Origin of the sequence: Candidatus Kosakonia sp. 282A-S69, from assembly GCF_029433855.1 — a bacterium.
GTDB classification, from domain to species: domain Bacteria; phylum Pseudomonadota; class Gammaproteobacteria; order Enterobacterales; family Enterobacteriaceae; genus Kosakonia; species Kosakonia cowanii_A.
Map to the genome: position 1 here is coordinate 2,902,571 of NZ_JAROAU010000003.1, position 22,869 is coordinate 2,925,439.

General features: G+C 56.3%; 20 protein-coding genes. 7 read left to right on the forward strand and 13 right to left on the reverse strand.

Annotation, left to right across the window (positions count from 1 at the left end):
- Positions 1-34 precede the first annotated feature (34 nt).
- Both lexA and PU683_RS19105 read right to left on the reverse strand, forming a co-directional pair.
- A complete protein-coding gene (gene lexA, locus PU683_RS19100) occupies positions 35-649 on the reverse strand; it encodes a transcriptional repressor LexA (RefSeq protein ID WP_277174122.1) in 615 nt (204 codons plus the stop codon).
- Positions 650-757: 108 nt separating this feature from the next.
- Positions 758-1,126: a diacylglycerol kinase gene (locus PU683_RS19105; protein WP_023478516.1), complete on the reverse strand. Its 369-nt coding sequence runs from the start codon at positions 1,124-1,126 to the stop codon at positions 758-760.
- Between the two features lie 132 nt (positions 1,127-1,258).
- Here PU683_RS19105 and plsB point away from each other — a divergent pair, with 132 nt between their 5' ends.
- Positions 1,259-3,679 (forward strand): glycerol-3-phosphate 1-O-acyltransferase PlsB, encoded by a 2,421-nt coding sequence (gene plsB, locus PU683_RS19110; protein WP_277174123.1) that lies wholly within the window; start codon positions 1,259-1,261, stop codon positions 3,677-3,679.
- A gap of 248 nt (positions 3,680-3,927) precedes the next feature.
- Here plsB and ubiA read toward each other — a convergent pair whose 3' ends face one another.
- From ubiA to malK, 5 genes are all read right to left on the reverse strand, one after another.
- Complete coding sequence (gene ubiA, locus PU683_RS19115) at positions 3,928-4,800, reverse strand: 4-hydroxybenzoate octaprenyltransferase (protein WP_277174124.1); 873 nt, start codon at positions 4,798-4,800, stop codon at positions 3,928-3,930.
- A 12-nt stretch (positions 4,801-4,812) separates the two neighbouring features.
- Complete coding sequence (gene ubiC / locus PU683_RS19120) at positions 4,813-5,310, reverse strand: chorismate lyase (protein ID WP_277174125.1); 498 nt, start codon at positions 5,308-5,310, stop codon at positions 4,813-4,815.
- A 180-nt stretch (positions 5,311-5,490) separates the two neighbouring features.
- Positions 5,491-6,438: a maltose operon protein MalM gene (gene malM / locus PU683_RS19125; protein WP_277174126.1), complete on the reverse strand. Its 948-nt coding sequence runs from the start codon at positions 6,436-6,438 to the stop codon at positions 5,491-5,493.
- Between the two features lie 109 nt (positions 6,439-6,547).
- The gene (locus PU683_RS19130; RefSeq protein WP_277174127.1) at positions 6,548-7,867 is read right to left on the reverse strand and encodes a maltoporin; all 1,320 of its coding nucleotides are present in this window, start codon (positions 7,865-7,867) and stop codon (positions 6,548-6,550) included.
- A 170-nt stretch (positions 7,868-8,037) separates the two neighbouring features.
- A complete protein-coding gene (malK, locus tag PU683_RS19135; protein ID WP_023478364.1) occupies positions 8,038-9,147 on the reverse strand; it encodes a maltose/maltodextrin ABC transporter ATP-binding protein MalK in 1,110 nt (369 codons plus the stop codon).
- Between the two features lie 369 nt (positions 9,148-9,516).
- Between malK and malE the strand changes: the two genes are divergently transcribed.
- The 3 genes from malE to malG all read left to right on the forward strand — a co-directional run bounded on the left by malE (position 9,517) and on the right by malG (position 13,281).
- Positions 9,517-10,707 (forward strand): maltose/maltodextrin ABC transporter substrate-binding protein MalE, encoded by a 1,191-nt coding sequence (gene malE / locus PU683_RS19140; RefSeq protein WP_277174128.1) that lies wholly within the window; start codon positions 9,517-9,519, stop codon positions 10,705-10,707.
- 124 nt (positions 10,708-10,831) lie between these two features.
- Positions 10,832-12,376 carry a maltose ABC transporter permease MalF gene (gene malF, locus PU683_RS19145; RefSeq protein ID WP_277174129.1) on the forward strand — a complete coding sequence of 515 codons (1,545 nt, stop codon included), beginning with the start codon at positions 10,832-10,834 and terminating at the stop codon, positions 12,374-12,376.
- Between the two features lie 14 nt (positions 12,377-12,390).
- Positions 12,391-13,281: a maltose ABC transporter permease MalG gene (gene malG / locus PU683_RS19150; RefSeq protein ID WP_277174130.1), complete on the forward strand. Its 891-nt coding sequence runs from the start codon at positions 12,391-12,393 to the stop codon at positions 13,279-13,281.
- 75 nt (positions 13,282-13,356) lie between these two features.
- On the opposite strand, the gene psiE is transcribed toward malG, so the two are convergent.
- Positions 13,357-13,767, reverse strand: a complete 411-nt coding sequence (gene psiE / locus PU683_RS19155; protein WP_277174131.1) for a phosphate-starvation-inducible protein PsiE — start codon at positions 13,765-13,767, stop codon at positions 13,357-13,359.
- Between the two features lie 137 nt (positions 13,768-13,904).
- Between psiE and PU683_RS19160 the strand changes: the two genes are divergently transcribed.
- Both PU683_RS19160 and PU683_RS19165 read left to right on the forward strand, forming a co-directional pair.
- On the forward strand, positions 13,905-14,414 hold the full coding sequence (locus PU683_RS19160; RefSeq protein WP_277174132.1) for a GNAT family N-acetyltransferase: 510 nt from the start codon (positions 13,905-13,907) through the stop codon (positions 14,412-14,414).
- A 9-nt stretch (positions 14,415-14,423) separates the two neighbouring features.
- Positions 14,424-14,885: an acyltransferase gene (locus PU683_RS19165; RefSeq protein WP_277174133.1), complete on the forward strand. Its 462-nt coding sequence runs from the start codon at positions 14,424-14,426 to the stop codon at positions 14,883-14,885.
- A 35-nt stretch (positions 14,886-14,920) separates the two neighbouring features.
- On the opposite strand, the gene PU683_RS19170 is transcribed toward PU683_RS19165, so the two are convergent.
- The 5 genes from PU683_RS19170 to pgi all read right to left on the reverse strand — a co-directional run bounded on the left by PU683_RS19170 (position 14,921) and on the right by pgi (position 20,793).
- Positions 14,921-17,017 carry a YjbH domain-containing protein gene (locus tag PU683_RS19170; protein WP_277174134.1) on the reverse strand — a complete coding sequence of 699 codons (2,097 nt, stop codon included), beginning with the start codon at positions 17,015-17,017 and terminating at the stop codon, positions 14,921-14,923.
- Between the two features lie 2 nt (positions 17,018-17,019).
- Positions 17,020-17,757 (reverse strand): capsule biosynthesis GfcC family protein, encoded by a 738-nt coding sequence (locus PU683_RS19175; protein WP_277174135.1) that lies wholly within the window; start codon positions 17,755-17,757, stop codon positions 17,020-17,022.
- On the reverse strand, positions 17,754-18,392 hold the full coding sequence (locus PU683_RS19180; RefSeq protein WP_277174136.1) for a YjbF family lipoprotein: 639 nt from the start codon (positions 18,390-18,392) through the stop codon (positions 17,754-17,756). Before PU683_RS19180 ends, PU683_RS19175 begins: the two co-directional genes overlap by 4 nt.
- A gap of 64 nt (positions 18,393-18,456) precedes the next feature.
- The gene (yjbE, locus tag PU683_RS19185; protein WP_277174137.1) at positions 18,457-18,699 is read right to left on the reverse strand and encodes an exopolysaccharide production protein YjbE; all 243 of its coding nucleotides are present in this window, start codon (positions 18,697-18,699) and stop codon (positions 18,457-18,459) included.
- Positions 18,700-19,143: 444 nt separating this feature from the next.
- Positions 19,144-20,793 (reverse strand): glucose-6-phosphate isomerase, encoded by a 1,650-nt coding sequence (pgi, locus tag PU683_RS19190; protein WP_277174138.1) that lies wholly within the window; start codon positions 20,791-20,793, stop codon positions 19,144-19,146.
- Between the two features lie 363 nt (positions 20,794-21,156).
- Here pgi and lysC point away from each other — a divergent pair, with 363 nt between their 5' ends.
- Positions 21,157-22,506, forward strand: a complete 1,350-nt coding sequence (gene lysC / locus PU683_RS19195; protein WP_277174139.1) for a lysine-sensitive aspartokinase 3 — start codon at positions 21,157-21,159, stop codon at positions 22,504-22,506.
- Positions 22,507-22,869: the final 363 nt, after the last annotated feature.

Consider the following 22,869-nt stretch of genomic DNA (forward strand, 5'->3'; position numbering starts at 1 on the left):
GCACAACGGGGCGCCACAGCAGAGAAAAGAGGCGTTACAGCCATTCACCGTTACGAATGACGCCTACCGCCAGCCCTTCAATGGTGAAGTTCTGTTTGCGCAGATCGACCACAATCGGGGAGAAATCGCTGTTTTCCGCCAGCAGTTCAACGGTGTTGCCCTGTTTTTTCAGGCGCTTCACCGTCACTTCATCTTCGATACGGGCAACAATGACCTGGCCGTTACGCGCATCCTGGGTTTTATGCACCGCCAGCAGATCGCCGTCCATAATACCGATATCTTTCATCGACATCCCGCTAACGCGCAGCAGGAAGTCCGCATGTGGTTTGAAGAGATTAGGATCGACCTGGTAGTGGCTTTCGATATGCTGCTGCGCCAGTAGCGGCTCACCCGCAGCGACACGACCAATCAGCGGCAGACCCACATCGTTCTCTTCTTCCAGCAGCAGGCGGAGACCGCGCGATGCGCCAGATACGATTTCGATTACCCCTTTGCGCGCCAGCGCTTTAAGGTGTTCTTCGGCTGCATTTGGGGAACGGAACCCCAATTGCTGTGCGATTTCCGCACGCGTCGGTGGCATACCGGTTTGGGTGATGCGATCGCGAATCAGATCGAACACCTCTTGCTGCCTGGCCGTTAATGCTTTCATCCCGCCCCCTGGGTGTATATACAGTTATGCTGTGAGTATATACAGTCAACGGCGATTTTGAAACCACATTTAAGCAAAAATCCAGAGTGTTATTGAATTATGGAAACGCTATCGAAAATGTGACCAAAGAAGCGAGATCCAGGTAAAGAGCGCCAGTAAGATTGTCATCAGCACCGCGGCCGAGCCCATATCTTTTGCCCGGCCGGAAAGCTCATGGAACTCAGGCCCAATACGGTCTACCACCGCTTCGATAGCGCTATTGAGGATTTCGACAATCATCACCAGCGTGACCGAGCCAATAAGCAGGACGCGAGTAATGACGTCAATATCTAAAAATGCAGCAATAATAATAGCCAGAACGACGGCTACGCCCTCCTGGCGAAAAGCAGCTTCATTGATCCAGGCTGCGCGTACGCCTTTCCACGAATATCCTGCGGCTTTAATGATCCGGGTAAAACCGGTGGTATTATTTGCCATGAAAAGAACCTTTTTAACTATTAAGCGTCAATGAGTAGTGGTACACACAGCGGTACCCCAGAAATTATGCGTGCTTTCTGATATTCTTGCGGCGCAATGGCACTATTAATAACCAGAGGCTTTACACCCTTTATGTCCGGCTGGCCACGAATTTACTACAAATTACTGAACTTACCATTAAGCGTGCTGGTAAAAAGTAAATCGATCCCCGCAGAACCTGCACAGGAACTGGGGCTCGACACATCACGACCTATTATGTACGTGCTGCCTTATAACTCAAAGGCAGACTTAATGACCTTGCGCGAGCAGTGCCTGGCGCATGAATTACCCGATCCCCTCGAACCGCTGGAGATCGATGGCGCACTGCTGCCACGCTACGTGTTTATTCACGGCGGCCCGCGCGTATTCACTTATTACACGCCCAAAGAAGAGTCTATCAAACTGTTTCACGACTACCTGGATTTACACCGCAGCCATCCCGATCTGGATGTGCAGATGGTGCCGGTCTCGGTAATGTTTGGCCGTTCACCAGGCCGCGAAAAGGGTGAGGTCAACCCGCCGTTGCGCATGCTCAACGGTATTCAAAAGTTTTTCGCTGTTTCGTGGCTTGGCCGCGACAGCTTTGTGCGTTTCTCCCCGCCGGTTTCGCTGCGCCGCATGGCGACCGAACACGGCACGGATAAGATCATCGCGCAGAAACTGGCCCGCGTGGCGCGGATGCACTTCGCCCGTCAGCGTCTGGCCGCCGTTGGCCCCCGTCTGCCGGCGCGCCAGGATCTCTTCAATAAGCTGCTGTCGTCGAAAGCGATTGCCCGCGCGGTGGAAGATGAAGCGCGCAGCAAAAAGATCTCCCACGATAAGGCACAGCAAAATGCTATCGCGCTGATGGAAGAGATCGCCGCTAACTTCTCTTACGAGATGATTCGCCTGACGGACCGCATCCTCGGCTTTACGTGGAACCGGCTCTATCAGGGGATCAACGTGCACAACGCCGAGCGCGTACGCCAGCTGGCGCACGAAGGGCATGAAATTGTCTATGTCCCCTGCCACCGCAGCCACATGGACTACCTGCTGCTCTCCTATGTGCTTTACCACCAGGGTCTGGTGCCGCCGCATATTGCGGCCGGGATCAACCTCAACTTCTGGCCCGCCGGTCCGATTTTCCGCCGTCTTGGCGCCTTCTTTATTCGCCGTACCTTCAAAGGCAACAAGCTCTACTCGACGGTGTTCCGTGAATACCTGGGCGAGCTGTTCAGCCGCGGTTATTCGGTGGAGTATTTTGTTGAAGGTGGTCGCTCGCGTACCGGGCGCCTGCTCGATCCGAAAACCGGTACCCTGTCGATGACCATTCAGGCGATGCTGCGCGGCGGCACGCGCCCGATCACGCTGGTGCCAATCTATATCGGCTACGAGCATGTGATGGAGGTCGGCACCTACGCCAAAGAGCTGCGCGGCGCGACGAAAGAGAAAGAGAGCCTGCTGCAGATGCTGCGCGGCCTCAGCAAGCTGCGTAACCTTGGTCAGGGCTATGTGAACTTCGGCGAGCCGATCCCGCTGATGAACTACCTGAACCACCATGTGCCGGAGTGGCGTGAATCCATCGACCCGATTGAAGCAATCCGTCCGGCATGGCTGACCCCGACGGTTAACAGCATCGCTGCCGATCTGATGGTGCGCATCAATAACGCCGGAGCGGCAAACGCCATGAACCTCTGCTGTACGGCGTTGCTGGCTTCGCGCCAGCGCTCGTTGACGCGCGAGCAGTTGACCGAGCAGCTCAACTGCTACCTTGAGCTGATGCGCAATGTGCCCTACTCGCCGGACTCTACCACGCCGTCCGCCAGCGCCGCCGAGCTTATTGCTCATGCGCTGCAGATGAACAAGTTTGAGGTCGAGAAGGACACCATTGGCGATATCATCATCCTGCCGCGCGAGCAGGCGGTGCTGATGACCTATTACCGCAACAACATTGCGCACATGCTGATGCTGCCGTCGCTGATCGCGGCGATTGTGATCCAGCATCGCGCCATCTCTCGCGGCGAAATTCTGCGTCATGTGGAATTGCTCTACCCAATGCTTAAAGCCGAGCTGTTCCTGCGCTGGGAAAACGCAGAGCTGGCCGGGGTGCTGGATAATCTGATTCAGGAGTTGGTGCGCCAGGGGCTGATTACCCTGAAAGAGGATCTTCTTAACGTCAATCCGGCTCACTCACGCACCCTGCAACTGCTGGCCGCAGGCGCGCGCGAGACGCTGCAGCGTTATGCCATCACCTTCTGGCTGCTGAGCGCCAACCCGACGATGAACCGCAGTACGCTGGAGAAAGAGAGCCGTACGCTGGCGCAGCGCCTGTCGGTACTGCACGGCATCAATGCGCCGGAGTTCTTCGATAAAGCGGTCTTCAGCACGCTGGTGCTGACGCTGCGCGATGAGGGCTATATCAGCGATACCGGCGACGCCGATCCGGCGCGCACGCTTGGCGTTTACCAGATGCTGGCAGAGCTGATGACGTCCGATGTGCGTTTAACGATTGAGAGCGCGACGCAAGCGGAGTAATGGAAGTGCCGGATGGCGTATAAATGCTTATCCGGCCTGCCCGGTAATGCTGAACTGTATGCTCATTGCCGGATGGCGCGTAAACGCTTATCCGGCCTGGGTGGTAATGCTGAACTGTATACTCATTGCCGGATGGCGCTAACGCTTATCCGGCCTACAGTTTCAGGGGCACCGAACCTGTAGGCCGGATAAGGCGCAGCCGCCATCCGGCAACTTCGCGCACGAGCCGCGTAAACCCGCCCCCCACGCTATATGTGCAGATAACTCACCGCCAGCCCCAGAAACAGCACCAGGCCAACGTAGTTATTGTTCAGAAAGGCTTTAAAACAGGCATCACGCTCGCGGCCTGCAATCAATACCTGCTGATAGACAAACAGCGCCCCGGCAATCAGCACGGTAGCGTAGTAGATCCCCCCAAGCCCGTTCAGCCAGCCAACTGCCGCCATCATCGCCATCACCATCACCTGCAAAATGCCGATAATCAGCTTGTCGTGACGTCCAAAGAGGATCGCCGTCGACTTGATGCCAATCTTCACATCATCGTCACGATCGACCATCGCATATTCAGTGTCATAGGCTACTGCCCACAGGATGTTGGCGAAGAACATAATCCAGCAGCTCAGCGGCACCGACTCGCTGACAGCGGCAAACGCCATCGGTATCGACCAGCCAAAGGCCGCACCCAGCACCACCTGCGGCAGATGCGTGTAGCGTTTCATAAACGGGTAGATCCAGGCCAGGCCCAGCGCCGCGACCGAAAGCAGGATAGTCATCAGATTGAGGGTAAGCACCAGCGCAAAAGCCAGCAGCACAAGGATGAGAAACAGCCCGCGTGCCTCATTCTCCGTCACCGCGCCGCTCGGCAGGGGACGGTTAGCTGTGCGCTTCACGTGCCCGTCAAATTTACGATCCGCGTAATCATTCACCACGCAGCCGGCCGCGCGCATCAGCCAGACGCCGGCGACAAACACTAACAAAATCCACAGCGGCGGTACGCCCGGTGTTGCCACCCACAGCGCCCACAGCGTCGGCCACAGCAGTAACAGCGCACCAATCGGTTTGTCCGTACGCATTAGCCGATGAAAGGCCAACAGTTTAGTTGGCGTGAGACTCCACTCCATTTTCAATTCCTCTTAGTACAGCGGCGACGCGGGCAGAAACAGTTCGGTTAACATCAGCGGCTTGCCGCCGAGACGCAGGCGGGAGCGCCGCCCCCATAACTGCTCGTGGCGTCCAATATCAATAAAGTCACGCGTAAGTGTAGAAGAGGTGAAAAGATATCGCCCCAGCGGCGTCTTCCCCAGCTTTTGCAGCGCCAGTTCCGGACCGCTCAGGGTTGACTCCGGCACCACGGTACGACCGGCAAGCCAGGGCTCGCCGTCGGCGCAGAGCAGGATTTCCCGCAGCCAGTAACGAGCCTCATCGGGCAGGTGATCGCGCTCTTCGGCGATCTCATCAGGCGTGACAAACCCCTCGCGGATCAGCGTAACCGTGACCTTTTTGCCCTGTTGTTCAAAACGTTGGGTCATGGAATCTTCCAGCAACAGCCACTCAAGCAGTTGCGGTTCCAGCGCGGGGATGGCGTCCAGGTAGCGAAGCGCACGCAATTGCGTAAGCGCAGGATGTGACATGCCTTACTCTCCGGTACATAACATTGCCGTAGTGTATCGCAGAACCGATTGGCGAGTGGCGGGAAACTTTATTCGTTTTCATCCGTGCAACAGTTGCGCAACAGCGCACCCGCACGGAGGAAAAAAAGGTGCGTCTGGCGACGCACCAGTTACTGCAAGTATCAACAACGTGGGGAGAGGTTACCCCTTGCCTTTTACACTGCTGATAAAAGTGGCACGGGCAGTTTTCGACCCGAGACGCTCTGCTTCATTCAATAATTTCAGGGCCTTATCGATATCACCCTTCTCAGCCGCCTGTTTGATGGCCCGGTTAAAGTAGCTCTCGGTATCATTCAGCATCGGCTCGCTTTTCGCGGCAGGTGCCGGAGCAGGCGCAGGTGCTGCAACCGGTGCTGGTGCAGGCTGCGTGTTATAAACCGGTGCGGCGGTGTTTCCGACCGTGACCGCGCTCGGTGCTGAGGAGCCAAACAGTGGGCCAACCAGGATGCTGGACGCGGACGAGGTGCTGGCTTTCAGCGCCAGTGTGCCGCTGGTGGCATGGCGGGCAATCGGATCCGGAATATCCGGCACCGCGTTACCGTTTCCTTTGGCGAAGGCTTTCGCCGGGTCAACCATTTGCGTGGTCTGCCGCAGATCTTTTTCCGTGGTGAACACTAATAGGTAGAGCTTTTGCTGACCCAGCGCAGGCGTCAGTTTCATGGTGCCTTCCAGGCGATTATCGGACATCACGCCCGGCTCCTGGTAGGCAAAGAAGCTGGAGGGGAAAAAGGCTGCTGGCGACAGATTCTGATCCAGCACCAGCACGTTCGGCGCGAAGACGCTTTCATCTTTGACTTTGCTGCTTAACGTAATATTCAGTTCGCCGATATTGGCCGGCACGCTGTAGGCCATCACCGGGCCGCTGATGCCGCTGACATTCAGACGCTGTCCGGCGACAGAGATGTCGTTAGTCACGGTTTGTGAGGCATTTACCGGCGTCCACTGTAGTTGCTGAAGCGCGGAGGCAGGAATAGCAGGCGCGGCGGAGAGATCCTGCGGCACGATGTTAATCGCCGCGAAGCTGGTTATGGGCGCAGCCAGCAGGCCAGCTGTGAGGCACAATGCGAGAAGACTCTTTTTCATTTTCATTGTTATCACCTTAATTTCGTTGTGAGCGGTAGCCAGGCAATAGCGCGCTTCACCTAAAATTGAGGGGCTTGCGCCCCTCTTTTCATGCATTACAGCGGGTAAGTCTCGATTACCACCAGATTTCCATCTGCGCACCGAAGGTCCACTCGTCGTTGTCACCACGGCTGGAGGTGCCAAACGGCGTCACGGTGCCATTGCTTGCAGCAAATGAAGAGACGTTGCCATCAGGATCGGTTTTGATGTAGCCCCATTTTTCATCCCACTTGGCGTAGGTGGCGAAGACACGAATAGCCGGGCGAGACCAGATGCTGTCGCCTGCCTGCCACTGTTGCGCGAGGGTAATTTTGTACTGGCTGTTGCGATCGCCCGTTTCCTGAGACTTCACATTGTCGTAGCCCACTTCCATCAGGGTGCTCATGATCGGCGTCCATTTGTACATCGGACGCACGCCCACGGTGTACCAGGTGTTGCCGCGGTTGTTATCGCGATCGGTATCCTGATACATACCGACGTACATCAGATCCCACTTCTCGGCGAGGTTAACTGCGCCGTGATCCAGGACACGAATCAGATGCCCGTCATTATCCACCGAGCCGCCGCGCGGCACGCCCTTACCTTGAGAAATCATTGCGTTGGTGGCGTATTGCACCACGAACTTGTTGTAGCCCTTCAGCATGCTCTGGGTATGTTCTGCGGTGAACATCCAGCCATCTTTCGACGCACCCGGCTCGAGGTAGTAGTTGTCCGGAATGTTGGTATGGCCATAATCCACGCCCAGTTCCAGCACGCCATCCGGGTTGGTTTCCAGACCGGCCAAACGTACATCAAATACATCGTTAGGAACCACTTTGTTATAGGTTCTGAGGCCAGTGGTCGTATCACGATCGCCGAAGGCTGAAGAGCCGCCGGATTCAGAGGAGCGGGTTGCTGCCAGAGAGAGTTTACCGATGCCGACGTCAATATTTTCAAGGCCTGCACCCGGGCCGGAGATATCCCAGTAGTAGAAGTCGATCATGTGTACATCGTGGCGCTGATAGAAACGTTTACCGGCCCACATATTGGCACCCGGCAGCGCGTCAATCAGGTTTTTACCCACGACGTTAAATTCACGCACAGCTGGGGTGTTGCTGTTTTCCCAGTCATTCAACTGAGCCGTTTTATAGGCGATGTTGGAGTCGAAATAGAAGCTTTTATCAGCGTCTTTCCACACTTCCTGACCTAATTTAATTTCAGCGTAGGTTTCGCATTCGTTACCGAGACGGTATTTTGCATCCGCACCGGTGGCCTGGAAGCACTGCTGCTCACCGCCGCTGCCGGTCCAGCCAATGCCGGAACGAGCATAACCTTTGAAATCAACAGCGCCCGCCTGAGCAGACAAAATGCCTGCCGTTATGGCGATTGCCAGAGGAACTTTGCGCAGAGTAATCATCGTTCTATCTCCTGAGAGCTTGCTTTTCTTTTTTTACACGCCCCCGTCCGGCTAACGCTTTGTTGGCTGCCGTATTCACCCGTTCGCCTACCTTTGTAAGCTCACAAGTGCATGCCGTTGCCGCCTCGACATCATGCGAATGGCTTTGTGTAATCTCATTGTGGGGTAGCTTAAACGCCAGGTTCTTTATGCAACCGGCGGCAGGCGGTGCCATCTTCACGGAACAGATGGCAACGCTCCGGCGGTAAGCCGATGGCGAATGTGGCACCCTCTTCTACCAGCACCACGTCGTTCTGGCGGTAGACCAGGTTCTGACGTATTGCGGGGATCTGGATATGAATCTGTGTTTCATGACCGAGCTGTTCGACCACCTGAACGGTGCCGGAGAGCGTGACATCGGCGATATCGCTGGGCAGCAGATGCTCCGGGCGAATGCCGAGCGACATATTGGCGCCGACCTGCACGTTTGCGCTGTCGACCGGCAGCCACACCTGCTGGCGGTTAGGCAGCTCAACCTGCACCTGCTCAATCGCCGTGGCGGTGACTTTCACCGGCAGGAAGTTCATCTTCGGCGAGCCGATAAAACCAGCAACAAAGCGGTCCGCCGGGTAGTGATACAGCTCCAGCGGCTTGCCGACCTGCGCCACGCGCCCGGCGTCCAGCACCACGATTTTGTCGGCCAGCGTCATCGCTTCGACCTGATCGTGAGTGACGTAAATCATCGTGCGGCGCAGGCGCTTATGCAGACGGGAGATCTCAATACGCATCTGCACGCGCAGCGCGGCATCAAGGTTGGAGAGGGGTTCATCAAGCAGGAAAACGCGCGGCTCGGCCACCAGCGTGCGGCCAATCGCCACGCGCTGACGCTGACCGCCGGAGAGCGCCTTCGGTTTACGCTCCAGCAGGTGCCCCAGTTGCAGCACTTCGGAGACCTGCGTGACGCGCGATTTGATCAGATCTTTCTTCGCGCCCGCGAGCGTAAGGCCGAACGACATATTGTCCGCCACCGACAGGTGCGGGTAGAGCGCATAGGACTGGAACACCATGCCGATACCGCGCTCAGCGGGCGGCACATCATTCATGCGGGTATCGCCAATCAGCAGATCACCGCTGGTAATCGTCTCCAGCCCGGCAATCATGCGCAGCAGCGTTGACTTACCGCAGCCTGACGGGCCGACAAACACGACGAACTCACCTTCGTGAATGTCCAGACTGATATCTCTCGATACCACCACATCGCCCCAGGCTTTCGTGACATTTCGCAGCTGTACGCTCGCCATCCCCATCTCCCTTCGTTACAACCTGATACCAACGGATACATTCAAAGTGGCCTGACTATGGCGTAACGATGTTGATGGCGAATCCTCCACCCCCCGCGTTTTTTATGGGGGAGGAGATGGGAGGATGAGACGCGCTGCTCTGCCCCCCCGGTGAGCGGGCGGCGGGCAATTTCGTGACCGGCTTTGCAAAAAACGGCGCATTTTTATGTGCGCTGCGACACATAAAGAAAATCTCTGTAACAGAGATCACACAAATCACCGCAGGGGCGTAGGGGCGGGGAGGATGAGAAGCGCTTGCCAAAAAAGGAGACTACTTCCGTCAAACCACCTTATGCGTTCCATGAGCACATCATCTAAAGGACGGGATATATGAAAATCAAAACAGGCGCACGCATCCTCGCATTGTCCGCAGTGGCAACGATGATGTTCTCCGCCTCTGCCCTTGCTAAAATCGAAGAAGGTAAGCTGGTTATCTGGATCAACGGCGACAAAGGCTACAACGGCCTGGCCGAAGTGGGTAAAAAATTCGAGAAAGATACCGGCATCAAAGTGACCGTTGAACACCCGGACAAGCTGGAAGAGAAGTTCCCGCAGGTTGCGGCGACCGGCGACGGCCCGGATATCATCTTCTGGGCGCATGACCGTTTCGGTGGCTACGCACAATCTGGTCTGCTGGCGGAAGTGACGCCGGACAAAGCCTTCCAGGAGAAGCTGGTTCCCTTCACCTGGGACGCGGTGCGCTACAACGGTAAGCTGATCGCCTACCCGGTTGCTGTTGAATCCCTGTCGCTGATTTATAACAAAGATTTAGTGCCGAACCCGCCGAAAACCTGGGAAGAGATCCCGGCGCTGGATAAAGCGCTGAAGGCGAAAGGCAAGAGCGCGCTGATGTTCAACCTGCAAGAGCCCTACTTCACCTGGCCGCTGATTGCCGCCGATGGCGGTTACGCCTTCAAGTATGAAAACGGTAAATATGATGTGAAAGATGTCGGTGTGGATAACGCGGGCGCGAAAGCCGGTCTCAGCTTCCTGGTGAAACTGATCAAAGATAAGCACATGAATGCCGACACCGACTACTCCATTGCCGAAGCCGCGTTCAACAAAGGCGAAACGGCGATGACCATCAACGGGCCGTGGGCGTGGACCAATATCGACAAGAGCAAGATTAATTACGGCGTCGCGCAGCTGCCGACCTTCAACGGTAAACCGTCAAAAACCTTTGTTGGCGTGCTGAGCGCAGGCATTAACGCCGCCAGCCCGAACAAAGAGCTGGCGAAAGAGTTCCTTGAAAACTACCTGCTGACCGATGAAGGCCTGGCAGAAGTGAATAAAGACAAACCGCTGGGTGCGGTAGCGCTGAAGTCCTATCAGGATCAGTTAGCGAAAGATCCGCGCATCGCCGCCACCATGGAGAACGCTCAAACCGGCGAAATCATGCCGAACATCCCGCAAATGTCCGCCTTCTGGTACGCCACCCGTACCGCGGTGATCAACGCCGTGACCGGTCGCCAGACCGTCGACGCGGCGCTGAAAGATGCGCAGGGTCGTATCACCAAGTAAGAACGTAACGGCCCTGCTCCGTTCAGGACAGGGCGCACTGGACAGGCTGTATACATGCCCGATTTCACGCTGCCTCGCCAACAACGAAGCGGCGTGAAGAGGGGCGTGTAGAGAGGACACTCCCATGGATGTTGTAAGAAAACGCCACTGGTGGCAAAGCTCGCAGGTTGCATGGGCCGCCATCGCCTTGATCGGGCTGCTGGTGGCTTACCTTGTCGTCATGATGTATGCCCAGGGGGAATACCTTTTTGCCATCACCACGCTCGTGCTGAGTTCGGCAGGCCTCTACATTTTTGCCAATCGTAAAGCGTACGCCTGGCGCTATGTCTATCCGGGCCTGGCGGGCATGGGGCTGTTTGTCCTCTTCCCGCTGATTTGCACCATCGCCATCGCCTTTACCAACTACAGCAGTACCAACCAGCTCACCCAGGAGCGCGCGCAGCAGGTGCTGCTCGATCGCTCATACCAGGCGGGCAAAGCCTACAATTTTGGCCTCTATCCGGCCGGAGATAAGTGGCAATTAGCGCTGACGGATGGCGAGAGCGGTAAACACTATCTTTCTGACGCCTTTAAACCCGGCGGCGAACAGAAGCTAAAGGTCAAAGAGGTTGATGCGCTGCCAGCCGGCGAGCGCGCAAACCTGCGTGTGATTACGCAGAACCGCCAGGGGCTGAACCAGCTCACCGCGATCCTGCCGGATGAGAGCAAAGTGGCGATGAGTTCGCTGCGCCAGTTCTCCGGCACCCGCCCGCTCTATCAGGTTGAGCCGGACGGCACGCTGCTCAATAACCAGAGCGGCATCAAATATCGCCCCAACAACCAGATCGGTTTCTACCAGGCGCTTAACGCTGACGGAAGCTGGGGCAGTGAGAAGCTAAGCCCCGGTTATACGGTCACCATCGGCTGGGATAACTTCACCCGCGTCTTTACCGATGAAGGAATTCAAAAACCGTTTATCGAGATTTTTATCTGGACGGTAATCTTCTCCCTCCTCACCGTGGTGCTGACGGTGGCGGTCGGTATGGTATTGGCCTGCGTCGTGCAGTGGGAGTCGTTAAAAGGTAAGGCGGTCTATCGCCTGCTGCTGATCCTGCCTTACGCCGTGCCGTCGTTTATCTCGATCCTGATCTTTAAAGGGCTGTTCAACCAGAGCTTTGGTGAGATCAACATGATGTTGAGCGCGCTGTTCGGCATTAAACCGGCATGGTTTAGCGATCCGAACACCGCCCGCGCGATGGTAGTGATCGTCAACACCTGGCTCGGCTACCCCTATATGATGATCCTCTGCATGGGCCTGCTAAAAGCGATCCCGGACGATCTCTATGAAGCCTCGGCAATGGATGGCGCCGGGCCGTTGCAGAACTTTTTCCGCATCACCTTCCCGCTGCTGATAAAGCCCCTGACGCCGCTGATGATCGCAAGCTTTGCCTTTAACTTTAACAACTTCGTGCTGATTCAGCTGCTGACCAACGGCGGCCCGGATCGCATCGGCACCACCACGCCGGCGGGCTATACCGACCTGCTGGTGAGCTACACCTACCGCATCGCCTTTGAAGGCGGCGGCGGCCAGGACTTCGGTCTTGCCGCGGCTATCGCCACGCTGATCTTCCTGCTGGTGGGCGCGCTGGCCATCGTCAATCTGAAAGCCACGCGCATGAAATTCGATTAAGGAGGAGGAAAACTATGGCTATGGTGCAGGCGAAATCGCAAAAGCTGCGGCTCTTTTTCACCCATGCGTTTCTGCTGCTGTTTATCGCCGCGATTATGTTCCCGCTGCTGATGGTGATCGCCATTTCACTGCGTGAAGGCAACTTCGCCACCGGCAGCCTGATCCCGGAGCGTATCTCCTGGGAGCACTGGCGGCTGGCGCTGGGCTTTAGCGTTGAGCATGCCGATGGGCGCGTGACGCCTCCGCCCTTCCCGGTGCTGTTATGGCTGTGGAACTCGGTGAAGATCGCCGTGATTACTGCTATCGGCATTGTCGCGCTCTCCACCACCTGCGCCTACGCTTTTGCCCGTATGCGTTTTCGCGGTAAAGCGACGCTGCTGAAAGGGATGCTGATTTTCCAGATGTTCCCGGCGGTGTTGTCGCTGGTGGCGCTCTATGCCCTGTTTGATCGTTTAGGCCAGTACATTCCCTTTATTGGACTGAATACGCATGGTGGAGTGATCTTCGCCTATCTCGGCGGGATCGCGCTGCATGTCTGGACGATCAAAGGGTATTTCGAAACGATCGACAGCTCGCTGGAAGAGGCCGCCTCGCTGGATGGCGCCACCCCATGGCAGGCGTTCCGCCTGGTGCTGCTGCCGCTGTCGGTGCCGATTCTGGCGGTGGTGTTTATTCTGTCGTTTATTGCGGCCATTACCGAAGTGCCGGTCGCCTCGCTGCTGCTGCGCGATGTTGACAGCTACACGCTGGCGGTGGGGATGCAGCAGTATCTCAACCCGCAGAACTACTTATGGGGCGATTTTGCCGCCGCGGCGGTGCTCTCCGCCATCCCGATTACCCTGGTATTCCTGCTGGCGCAGCGCTGGCTGGTCAATGGCCTGACGGCCGGTGGGGTGAAAGGCTAAATTTCATCGTTGCTTTACTCTTGTTGTTATTGCCACTGCACCCTCGATTTCGGCGGCCTGAATGGGCCGCCTTTTTTATTCGCGCCGCAGGCGTTGGGAGTTACAGATCCAGAGAGTGATGACCAGCAGCAGGATCGCCGCCGAGTAGATCAGCACATCCATCGGTGACTCATGATCGATGATGATCAACCGCACAATTGCCGTAATGCCGATATAGACAAAGTAGCGCAGCGGGAAGTGCAGGCCAGATTGAAAATACTTCACAATCAGGGCGATAAACTCAAAGTAGAGAAAGTAGACCACCAGCCCTTCCACCAGTTCATATTTGCTGGTTTGTACTGGCGCGAAGAGCGCAATTGCCAGATGCAGCGTCTCTTTGCCAAGAAAGACAATGAGGATAATACCCAGCGCCAGCAGACCCAGGCTGAGCACACCCTGCAAAATGGTCGAAACAAACGCCACGCGCGGGTGATTAAGTGACGACATAACAGCACCTCTTTATTGTCCGGAGATGCTCTGTATAGCGCGTAAATGTGATCTTGATCTACTTTTTTTACTTAGATTATGTGACAGCTCGTGATGAGATGTATCGCTGGATCAGCGAAACGGGAGGTTAAGCAGCGATGACAACGATACGTAAAGCGGGCATGGGCGACGCCGCCCTCTTGAGCAAAATGGGCTATGACAGTTACACCCACCATTTCGCGCACTTATGGCATGAGAGAAGTGAACTGGAGGCGTTTCTGCATCAGGAGTACGCTCTGCCCTCCCTGCAGCAGAGCCTGCAAAACGAATCGGGAAACTGGTTTATTGCTTTCGATCCCGATCCGGTGGGGTTTGCCAAAGTCACCTGGCATTGCACCAGTGACGATAATGGGCCGACAGGCACGCTGCTGCATAAACTCTATCTCTTACCTGGCGAGACGGGAAAAGGCTACGGCGAGCATCTCATCAATGAGATAGCGCGCGAGGCGCAACGCCGTGGCGAGACCTTTTTCTGGCTGGAAGTGCTGGACGCCAACCCGCACGCGCAGCGTTTCTATCAGCGCCAGGGGTTCACCTTTATCAAGAGCGCCCTCTTCAGCACACCTTCCCAACAAAGCACACTGCATATTCTCGGGAAACCGCTTTAAGGAGCCATCATGAGCACCCCCTCTCTTCGCCACGCCGCCGTTCGCAACGTCACCTGCGGTGAAAATGTGGTGATTTATGATCCCGCTAACCTGTATGACTGCACGCTGGCGGATGAGGTTTTTGTCGGCCCGTTTGTGGAAATTCAGGGCAATACGCAGATAGGCAAAGGCACGAAGATCCAGTCCCACACCTTTATCTGCGAGTACGTCACCATTGGCGAAGGCTGCTTTATCGGCCACGGCGTGATGTTCGCCAACGATCTGTTTCGCGACGGCAAGCCCGATGCCGATCGCAATAACTGGGGACGGATTACGATTGGCAATGGGGTATCTATTGGCAGCGGCGCGACAATTCTGGCGGTCTCAATTTGCGATGGCTGCGTGATTGGCGCAGGCAGCGTGGTGACGAAGTCGCTTACGGTGAAAGGGATTTATGCAGGCAACCCGGCGCGACTGCTGCGCCGGTTATAAAACAGCGCCCTTCTCAGCGCGAGAAGGGCGTTGGATTACTGGAAGTTAACCGACTTATCGCTGGTCAGGCTGTAGAGATCGAACTTACGGCCCAGTTTCTGACCGCCGTCACGCGTCAGCGGTGTCCAGCCGATAGCGGCACGGCTGCGGGTTGGGCTGGCGCTGAACAGATCCAGCGGTACAGAGACATAGACCCCTTTGGTGAAATCCCCTTCGCCGTACTGCGCGGCGGAAACGTTGGTTTTCGTCGCATACGCCCCGACCACGATGCCGCTGTCGAAGTGTTTCGCCACCTCCAGCGTCACCCCTTTATCGCCTGCCAGGTACTGCCCGGCGCTCGCTTTCACCAGCACATTATCGGCAAACCACGGCGTCCAGTAGGCGGTGAAGTGTCCGGTTTTCACGCTGTAATCGGTGAACTTCATCATGTCCTGCGCACTGCGCCAGTCACGCTGCTTCACATAGTTCGCGTCAATGCCGAAAGCCAGAGGCCCGTCGACCGGACGCCACAGCACCTCAGCACCCGCGCCGCCGTACATGGTCTCCAGATAGCCGCCATAGACCTGACCGTAGAAGTTATTGCCGAGGTACTGGAGGTAGTTGGCCTGCAGGTTGTTTACGTAGACATCGTTCTGCACATATTCACGCACCCGGGTACGGACACGCGGCAGCGCGGAGTCCTTCGGCGGGTTGGTGTAGTTAAACTTGTCATAGTTATTGGAGATGTTGCCGAACAGGCTACCGGTGGTCAGCAGATGCTCGGTTACCCACCAGTCGGCAGTCGCCATCACCCCGAGCTGATACATGTAGAAGCCTTCCGGGCCGCCGAGAGACTGATTAAGCACCGGATCAAGATGGAAGTCGAACGCTGTGCGGTCGATATACCAGCCCTGCTCGGTTTTCTCCGGCACGATTGGCGTGACGCGTTTTTGCACCAGTTCCGTATCCTGTCCCAGCGGTTCACCCTCGAGGTGGCGTTTCAGGCTGGCGACATCCGTTTCGGTGGTCACGGCTGGCATACGGAGGCGGTTTTCCGTTACGCGGATGGTGCGAATACCGTCCGGCAAATCATTCATGATGATACGGTTTGCGCGCTCAACCCCTTCCTGGTTATGACGATATTTCACCTGCTCGCCGGTGACATAGAGCGTATCGCCCTTGACCTGAATTTTCGGGTCGGCGAGGCCGGCGTTGTACTTCAGCAGCGTCAGCTGGTTCGCCACCACCGAGTGTTGCAGGATCGCGTCCTGCGGCTGCGGTTGATACTTCGGCCGTGGATTATCGTTATAGGAAGGACGCAAGTTATTGAAGTTATTGCGCAGAGTAAAGCCGAACATCCAGGTGTTGCCGCGCTCGTAACTCAGGTTGATGTCTGCCCAGTCCGACACGCGATAGATGGCACCGACGTTCACTTTGCTGCGCTGCGGCAGCTTGCCGGCAAAATCCTGCTGATAGTTGTTGCCTTCATACTCCAGCTTCAGGCGCAGCGGGTTCCACGGCGTCTGGTACTCCACGCCGCCGAACAGCGCGCTCGGGCCGCGAAACATCTGGCTGGTATCCGTCGAACCGGCTTTCTTATAGCGGGTATCACGCTCGCACCAGGCTGACTTGTAGCTACAGAGCGGGTTCTTAATGTTTCCACTGGTGCCCAGATAGCCCCAGCCAATACCGAGGGAGAAATCAAACGGCCCCCAGGCTTTGTTCGCCACCAGATATTCGCCGTCGAACAGCCCCGTCCCACCGATATCGCGCGCGCCGACGGAGACCTGCGGCAGCCAGTAGCTCTCTTCCCAGAGACGTAATTTCAGATCGAACGCTTTATCTTTATAGGTCTGGTTGCCGGAGAACGCTTCGACCGAACTATATTTTCGCGTGCGCACGTCGGTATAGCGCAGCGTGGTTTCCAGCCATGGGAAGAGCTGCACCGAGCCAGAGTAGTAACGGTACTGGTGGTTATCGCGGTAGTTCAGACTCAGTTCGCCTTCGGGCGCCATACGCGCGGTGGGCGTTTGCAGCAGGCCGACGCCGCCGAAATCTGACTGCGAAGGCCCGATGGGTTCCGGCCAGGACTCTGCGTGACAAGCGGCGCTCACGCCAAGCGCCAATATGCTAATAACAAACGATTTTTTCATTATTATTCCGGTATCCGATGCGTCAGGGACTGGAGAATGTCGGCATTGAGTTCGTCATTCTCATCGCTCCACAAACCCGGTGCGAAACCGACGAAAATCACGCTGCCGGGCATCGGCTCGACGTGACGACGGTTCCAGTAAGCCACCGGTACCTTTTGCGTTTTACCGTTGGGATAGACCACCCAGGCGTAGCTGCGATCGGCGCCGCTCAGCAGCTCCATCTCGTCGAGGTAGCTCACCACATCACGCTCTGGCGTAAACGGTTTTTTACCCGGGCGGCTCACCAGCCCGACGACGGTAATCGTGGTCGGCTGCGGCCCCACCCACAGGGTGTAGTCGCCGACCAGCGGCCGGTTAGCGCGGCGATGCGTGCGCAAAAAGTCGGGGTCGAGTTCAACAAGCTGCCTGCCGGTAACCTTTATTCCCTGTAACTGCTGGCGTAAGCCGTTAATGGCGGCAGCGCTATCCCCGTCCTCCCCGGAGGCCCGCGTGGCGAGACGGGCCAGCAGCGCCTGATGGCGCGCCTGCTCGGTGATCGCCGCCTTTCGCTCGCTGACCACCGCACCCGGCCACCAGCTGTTCGCCAGCCGCGGCTGGCCCACCAGATCGACCAGATGTTCGGCATTGGTTAAGGTTTTTGGTTTGCTGTCGCCAGCGGTGTAGACATCAACATTGCCGGTCGCCAGCGCCAGCGGGGAGGCGAGACTTGAAAGCATCAACAGAAGCGCGCGTGTTTTCATTGTTTGCCCGCCTTAATCAGCGTGGTTTTCACCGGGAACCAGTCCGCGCCGAGATACTGTTCAGACTGGCGGATCACCCCGTCCTCATCCACCCAGTAGCGGTTGCGCCAGCTTTTTTGATCCGTCGTGACCTCTTCATCCAGCACGCGAACGCGGGTTTCGTCGCTGCCCAACTGCACGGTGTCGGTGCCATTCCAGTGGAACAGAGAGCGGGCAGTGGCGTAGCGCACCTGTTTGTATTCGGTCCAGCCCATCATGCGTGTCCAGCTGGTGCCGTCGGTAATTTGGTTAGGTTTCGCCAGCGGGTCTGCCGCCAGGTTGGTGACATCAAGCAGGTTATCGGTGCCAAGGTGGGTTTTTACGATGCGATAATTTTGCGTCACGATGACAGCCTGATCCTGCGTCACCCATTTTTGTTGCCCGTTTTCGGCAAACGCCAGCACCACAAACAGCTGCGGGCCATTATTAAGCCGCATATATTGGCTGGCGTAGGGCATATTACGGATATCTTCATCGGTAAGCTGCACGCCCGGCGTGCCAAATACGCTATTCCAGAGTGAATTCCCGAGGCCTTTGATCGGGCCAGAACATGCCTGAAGGAGCAGGCAAATCAAAATGATACCAGGTCGCTTCACGACTCTTCTCCGAAAGGGACGAAATAACCACACCGAAGTGTGGTTATAGTTAATGCACTCGCTATTACTGAGTACTTGTCGTGGTGGTCGTGGTGGTCCCTGTATTGGAGCCATCACCGCCACCGGTTGCCGCCAGAGCGACACCTACCGCTGACCCTACGGTGCTCGCACTCGTTGCTGCAGAGCTACCTGCAGAAACGGAGGTCGCTGCCGAGCCTGCTGCGTCACCGGTTAACACCGGTGCAGCGAAAGCAGACGTCGCCGCAAGCGCGGTTATGGCAAAAATGCCATAAAGAGCTTTTTTCATATCAATTTCCCTTCATTGAATGAATGGAGATTTACCTGAAAAAATTCAGGCGATAGGGAGTATACACAACTAAAGCAGATGAATTACGCCTCAGGAAATAGCGGGGAACCTTTTAGGAACATTAGCCGGAGCGTATATTTAGCAAACGGGTAATTTTATAAATACTTTAAAAAACATAGACATAAATAATCACATATTATTCATACAATAAGGCTAGTCCTAAAATAGATAGCAAGCGTTACGGCGCGCGCCCTGATTTTCGGATAAACCTGATGAATGATATTACGCACGGCAAAGGAGACTATTCCGCCCTGATTAGCCCTAACGGAAATAACATTATTGGGATTACTTATATATTGATTCGCACAGGTAGCGGATATTTAAGGCACGGCGGGAATAATTGCGCAGGTAAAAAAAAGCGCCGCCGAAGCGACGCTCTCTCAGTTAACCGCGCCAGGATTTGTAGCGGTTAATCAGCCCGTTTGTCGAGCTGTCGTGGCTGGAGATGGATTGATCGTCGCCCAGCTCCGGCAGGATACGGTTCGCCAGCTGTTTACCCAGCTCAACGCCCCACTGGTCAAAGGTGAAGATGTTGAGGATGGCGCCCTGGGTGAAGATTTTGTGCTCATAGAGCGCAATCAGCGCGCCGAGGCTAAACGGCGTGATTTCACGCAGCAGGATGGAGTTGGTCGGGCGGTTGCCTTCGAACACCTTGAACGGCACCACGTGGCCCAGCGTTGCCGGATCTTTACCCTGATCGCGATACTCCTGCTCAACCACATCGCGAGATTTGCCGAACGCCAGCGCTTCGGTCTGAGCAAAGAAGTTGGAGAGCAGCTTCTGGTGGTGATCGGAAAGCGCGTTATGGGTGATGGCCGGAGCGATAAAATCGCACGGCACCATTTTGGTTCCCTGGTGAATCAGCTGGTAAAACGCGTGCTGGCCGTTGGTGCCCGGCTCACCCCAGATGATCGGGCCAGTCTGGTAATCCACGGCGTTGCCATTACGGTCAACGTATTTGCCATTAGATTCCATGTTGCCCTGCTGGAAGTAGGCAGCGAAACGGTGCATGTACTGGTCATACGGCAGGATCGCTTCGGTTTCAGCGCCGAAGAAGTTGTTGTACCAGATGCCGATCAGCGCCAGCAGTACCGGCAGGTTCTTATCAAGCTCGGTGGAAGCGAAGTGCTTGTCCATCGCGTGCGCGCCGGAAAGCAGCTCAACAAAGTTGTCGAAGCCAACGGAGAGGATGATCGACAGGCCAATCGCCGACCACAGCGAGTAACGACCGCCTACCCAGTCCCAGAACTCAAACATATTGGCGGTATCAATCCCGAACTCACCCACCGCTTTCGCGTTGGTTGAGAGCGCGGCAAAGTGCTTCGCCACATGCTTTTCGTCACCGGCAGTGTTCAGGAACCAGTCGCGCGCGCTGTGGGCGTTGGTCATCGTCTCCTGAGTAGTGAAGGTTTTCGATGCCACAAGGAACAGGGTGCTTTCCGGGTTCACTTTCTTCAGCACTTCGGCGATGTGGGTACCATCGACGTTGGAGACAAAGTGCATGTTGAGGTGATTTTTATAGGGGCGCAGCGCTTCGGTCACCATAAACGGACCGAGATCCGAGCCGCCGATACCGATGTTAACCACGTCAGTGATCGGCTTGCCGGTGTAACCTTTCCAGCTGCCTGAGATGATCGCTTCAGAGAAGCTTTTCATCTTCTCCAGCACCGCATTCACTTCCGGCATCACATCTTTGCCATCGACCATAATCGGCGTATTGCTACGGTTACGCAGCGCGACGTGCAGCACGGCGCGATCTTCGGTGCGGTTGATCTTCTCGCCGGAAAACATCGATTTGATGGCACCGGCCAGATCGGTCTCTTTCGCCAGCGCCAGCAGCGCGTCGAGGGTCTCTTGGGTGATGCGGTTTTTGGAGTAATCCACCAGCATCAGATCGTCGAAGGTGGCGGAGAATTTGTCAAAGCGGTCACCCTCTTTTGCGAAGAGCTCCGCAAGGGTGACGTCCTTCATTTCAGCGTAGTGTTTCTGTAGTGCCTGCCAGGCAGAAGTCTGCGTTGGATTGATGTTTTTCATAGCAATACTCTTCTGATTTGAGAAGTGAGACTGCCGTCGATTGTAGCGCCTGCGAGGGGAAGGTGTGATGGTTTTTATGTCAAAGGTTCGCTCGATGTGCGCAAAACCCAGGCAAAAAACACTGAAAACAAGCACAACATAAGCCATTTTACTAACAGCAAAAGCAGCATGAAAAATCCGCATAATCCCGACGTTGACACTGTGCCCGCCCAGCCTTTATTTATAAATACGCTGTTTTGCGAATGTTTTTGCAGGTTAACTGCACGCTTCAGTTTCATCTTCCCAGGCCACCGCTGTGGGGCGAAAGGCGAAGGTTTTACCTTGTGCCATGGCTGAAATGATATCCCCTGACACGAGGTAGTTATGTCAAGTTTCGTTGTCGCTAAATTTGGCGGCACCAGCGTTGCCGATTACGATGCCATGAACCGCAGTGCGGACGTGGTGCTCTCCGATAACAGTGTCCGTCTGGTGGTGCTCTCCGCTTCGGCGGGCGTGACCAACTTACTGGTTGCGCTGGCGGAAGGTCTTGAAGCGACCGAGCGTTTCGTCAAGCTCGACGCCATCCGCAAAATTCAGTTCGATATTCTGGAGCGTATGGGCAGCCAGGCGGTGATTCGCGAAGAGATCGAACGCCTGCTGGAAAATATTACTACCCTCGCCGAAGCCGCCTCGCTGGCGACCTCGGCGGCGCTGACGGATGAACTGGTCAGCCACGGCGAACTGATGTCGACCCTGCTGTTTGTTGAAGTGCTGCGCGAGCGTAGCGTGCAGGCGCAGTGGTTTGATATTCGCAAAGTGATGCGTACCAGTGACCGTTTTGGCCGCGCCGAGCCCGACGTGGCAACCCTCTTAACGCTTGCCACGCAGCAGCTTGCCCCGCGCCTCAATGAGGGCCTGGTGATCACGCAGGGCTTTATCGGCAGCGAAGCGAAAGGTCGCACCACCACGCTGGGCCGCGGCGGCAGTGACTACACCGCCGCCTTGCTGGCTGAAGCGCTGAGCGCGTCGCGCGTCGATATCTGGACCGATGTACCGGGCATTTACACCACCGATCCGCGCGTGGTGCCAGCGGCAAAACGCATTGATGAAATCGCCTTTGAAGAGGCGGCAGAGATGGCGACCTTTGGCGCGAAAGTGCTCCATCCGGCAACCCTGTTACCGGCGGTGCGCAGTGATATTCCGGTGTTTGTCGGCTCAAGCAAAGATCCGCAGGCGGGTGGTACGCTGGTGTGCAATCACACCACCAATCCACCGCTGTTCCGCGCACTGGCGCTGCGTCGTAAGCAGACGCTGCTCACGCTGCACAGCCTGAATATGCTCCACTCGCGCGGCTTCCTCGCCGAAGTGTTCGGCATTCTGGCGCGGCACAATATTTCGGTTGATCTGATTACGACTTCGGAAGTGAGCGTGGCGCTGACGCTGGATACCACCGGTTCCACTTCAACGGGCGATACGCTGCTGACGCAAGGGCTGTTGATGGAGCTTTCGGCGCTCTGCCGGGTGGAAGTGGAAGAGGATCTGGCGCTGGTGGCGCTGATTGGCAACGATTTGTCAAAAGCGTGCGGCGTGGGCAAAGAGGTGTTCGGCGTGCTCGAACCGTTCAATATCCGCATGATCTGTTACGGCGCCTCGAGCCATAATCTCTGCTTCCTCGTTCCCGGAAAAGAGGCCGAACAGGTAGTGCAGAAGTTACATCACAACCTGTTCGAGTGAGATTTTGCCTGATGGCGGCTGCGCCTTATCAGGCCTACGTAAACCATGCATATTTCAATTGTATAGCCGTTTGTAGGCCGGGTAAGCGTGGCGCCCCCCGGCAAGCAGCCACCGCAGAGCCAAAACCGGGCGCTATATCTTGCCTGATGCTGGCTGCGCCTTATCAGGCCTACGTAAACCATGCATATTTCAATTGCATAGCCGTTTGTAGGCCGGGTAAGCGTAGCGCCACCCGGCAAGCAGCCACCGCAGAGCCAAAACCGGGCGCTATATCTTGCCTGATGGCGGCTGCGCCTTATCAGGCCTACGTAAACCATGCATATTTCAATTGCATAGCCGTTTGTAGGCCGGGTAAGCGTAGCG

Excerpts from the sequence above, each read along its gene's own strand:
- PU683_RS19160 (WP_277174132.1), top strand. The coding sequence starts at position 13,905 with ATGACAACGATACGTAAAGCGGGCATGGGCGACGCCGCCCTCTTGAGC.
- malE (WP_277174128.1), top strand. The coding sequence starts at position 9,517 with ATGAAAATCAAAACAGGCGCACGCATCCTCGCATTGTCCGCAGTGGCA.
- malG (WP_277174130.1), top strand. The coding sequence starts at position 12,391 with ATGGCTATGGTGCAGGCGAAATCGCAAAAGCTGCGGCTCTTTTTCACC.
- PU683_RS19175 (WP_277174135.1), bottom strand. The coding sequence starts at position 17,757 with ATGAAAACACGCGCGCTTCTGTTGATGCTTTCAAGTCTCGCCTCCCCG.
- malM (WP_277174126.1), bottom strand. The coding sequence starts at position 6,438 with ATGAAAATGAAAAAGAGTCTTCTCGCATTGTGCCTCACAGCTGGCCTG.
- PU683_RS19170 (WP_277174134.1), bottom strand. The coding sequence starts at position 17,017 with ATGAAAAAATCGTTTGTTATTAGCATATTGGCGCTTGGCGTGAGCGCC.
- psiE (WP_277174131.1), bottom strand. The coding sequence starts at position 13,767 with ATGTCGTCACTTAATCACCCGCGCGTGGCGTTTGTTTCGACCATTTTG.
- pgi (WP_277174138.1), bottom strand. The coding sequence starts at position 20,793 with ATGAAAAACATCAATCCAACGCAGACTTCTGCCTGGCAGGCACTACAG.
- lexA (WP_277174122.1), bottom strand. The coding sequence starts at position 649 with ATGAAAGCATTAACGGCCAGGCAGCAAGAGGTGTTCGATCTGATTCGC.
- yjbE (WP_277174137.1), bottom strand. The coding sequence starts at position 18,699 with ATGAAAAAAGCTCTTTATGGCATTTTTGCCATAACCGCGCTTGCGGCG.
- lysC (WP_277174139.1), top strand. The coding sequence starts at position 21,157 with ATGTCAAGTTTCGTTGTCGCTAAATTTGGCGGCACCAGCGTTGCCGAT.
- PU683_RS19165 (WP_277174133.1), top strand. The coding sequence starts at position 14,424 with ATGAGCACCCCCTCTCTTCGCCACGCCGCCGTTCGCAACGTCACCTGC.
- PU683_RS19130 (WP_277174127.1), bottom strand. The coding sequence starts at position 7,867 with ATGATTACTCTGCGCAAAGTTCCTCTGGCAATCGCCATAACGGCAGGC.
- malK (WP_023478364.1), bottom strand. The coding sequence starts at position 9,147 with ATGGCGAGCGTACAGCTGCGAAATGTCACGAAAGCCTGGGGCGATGTG.
- malF (WP_277174129.1), top strand. The coding sequence starts at position 10,832 with ATGGATGTTGTAAGAAAACGCCACTGGTGGCAAAGCTCGCAGGTTGCA.
- plsB (WP_277174123.1), top strand. The coding sequence starts at position 1,259 with ATGTCCGGCTGGCCACGAATTTACTACAAATTACTGAACTTACCATTA.
- ubiA (WP_277174124.1), bottom strand. The coding sequence starts at position 4,800 with ATGGAGTGGAGTCTCACGCCAACTAAACTGTTGGCCTTTCATCGGCTA.
- ubiC (WP_277174125.1), bottom strand. The coding sequence starts at position 5,310 with ATGTCACATCCTGCGCTTACGCAATTGCGTGCGCTTCGCTACCTGGAC.
- PU683_RS19105 (WP_023478516.1), bottom strand. The coding sequence starts at position 1,126 with ATGGCAAATAATACCACCGGTTTTACCCGGATCATTAAAGCCGCAGGA.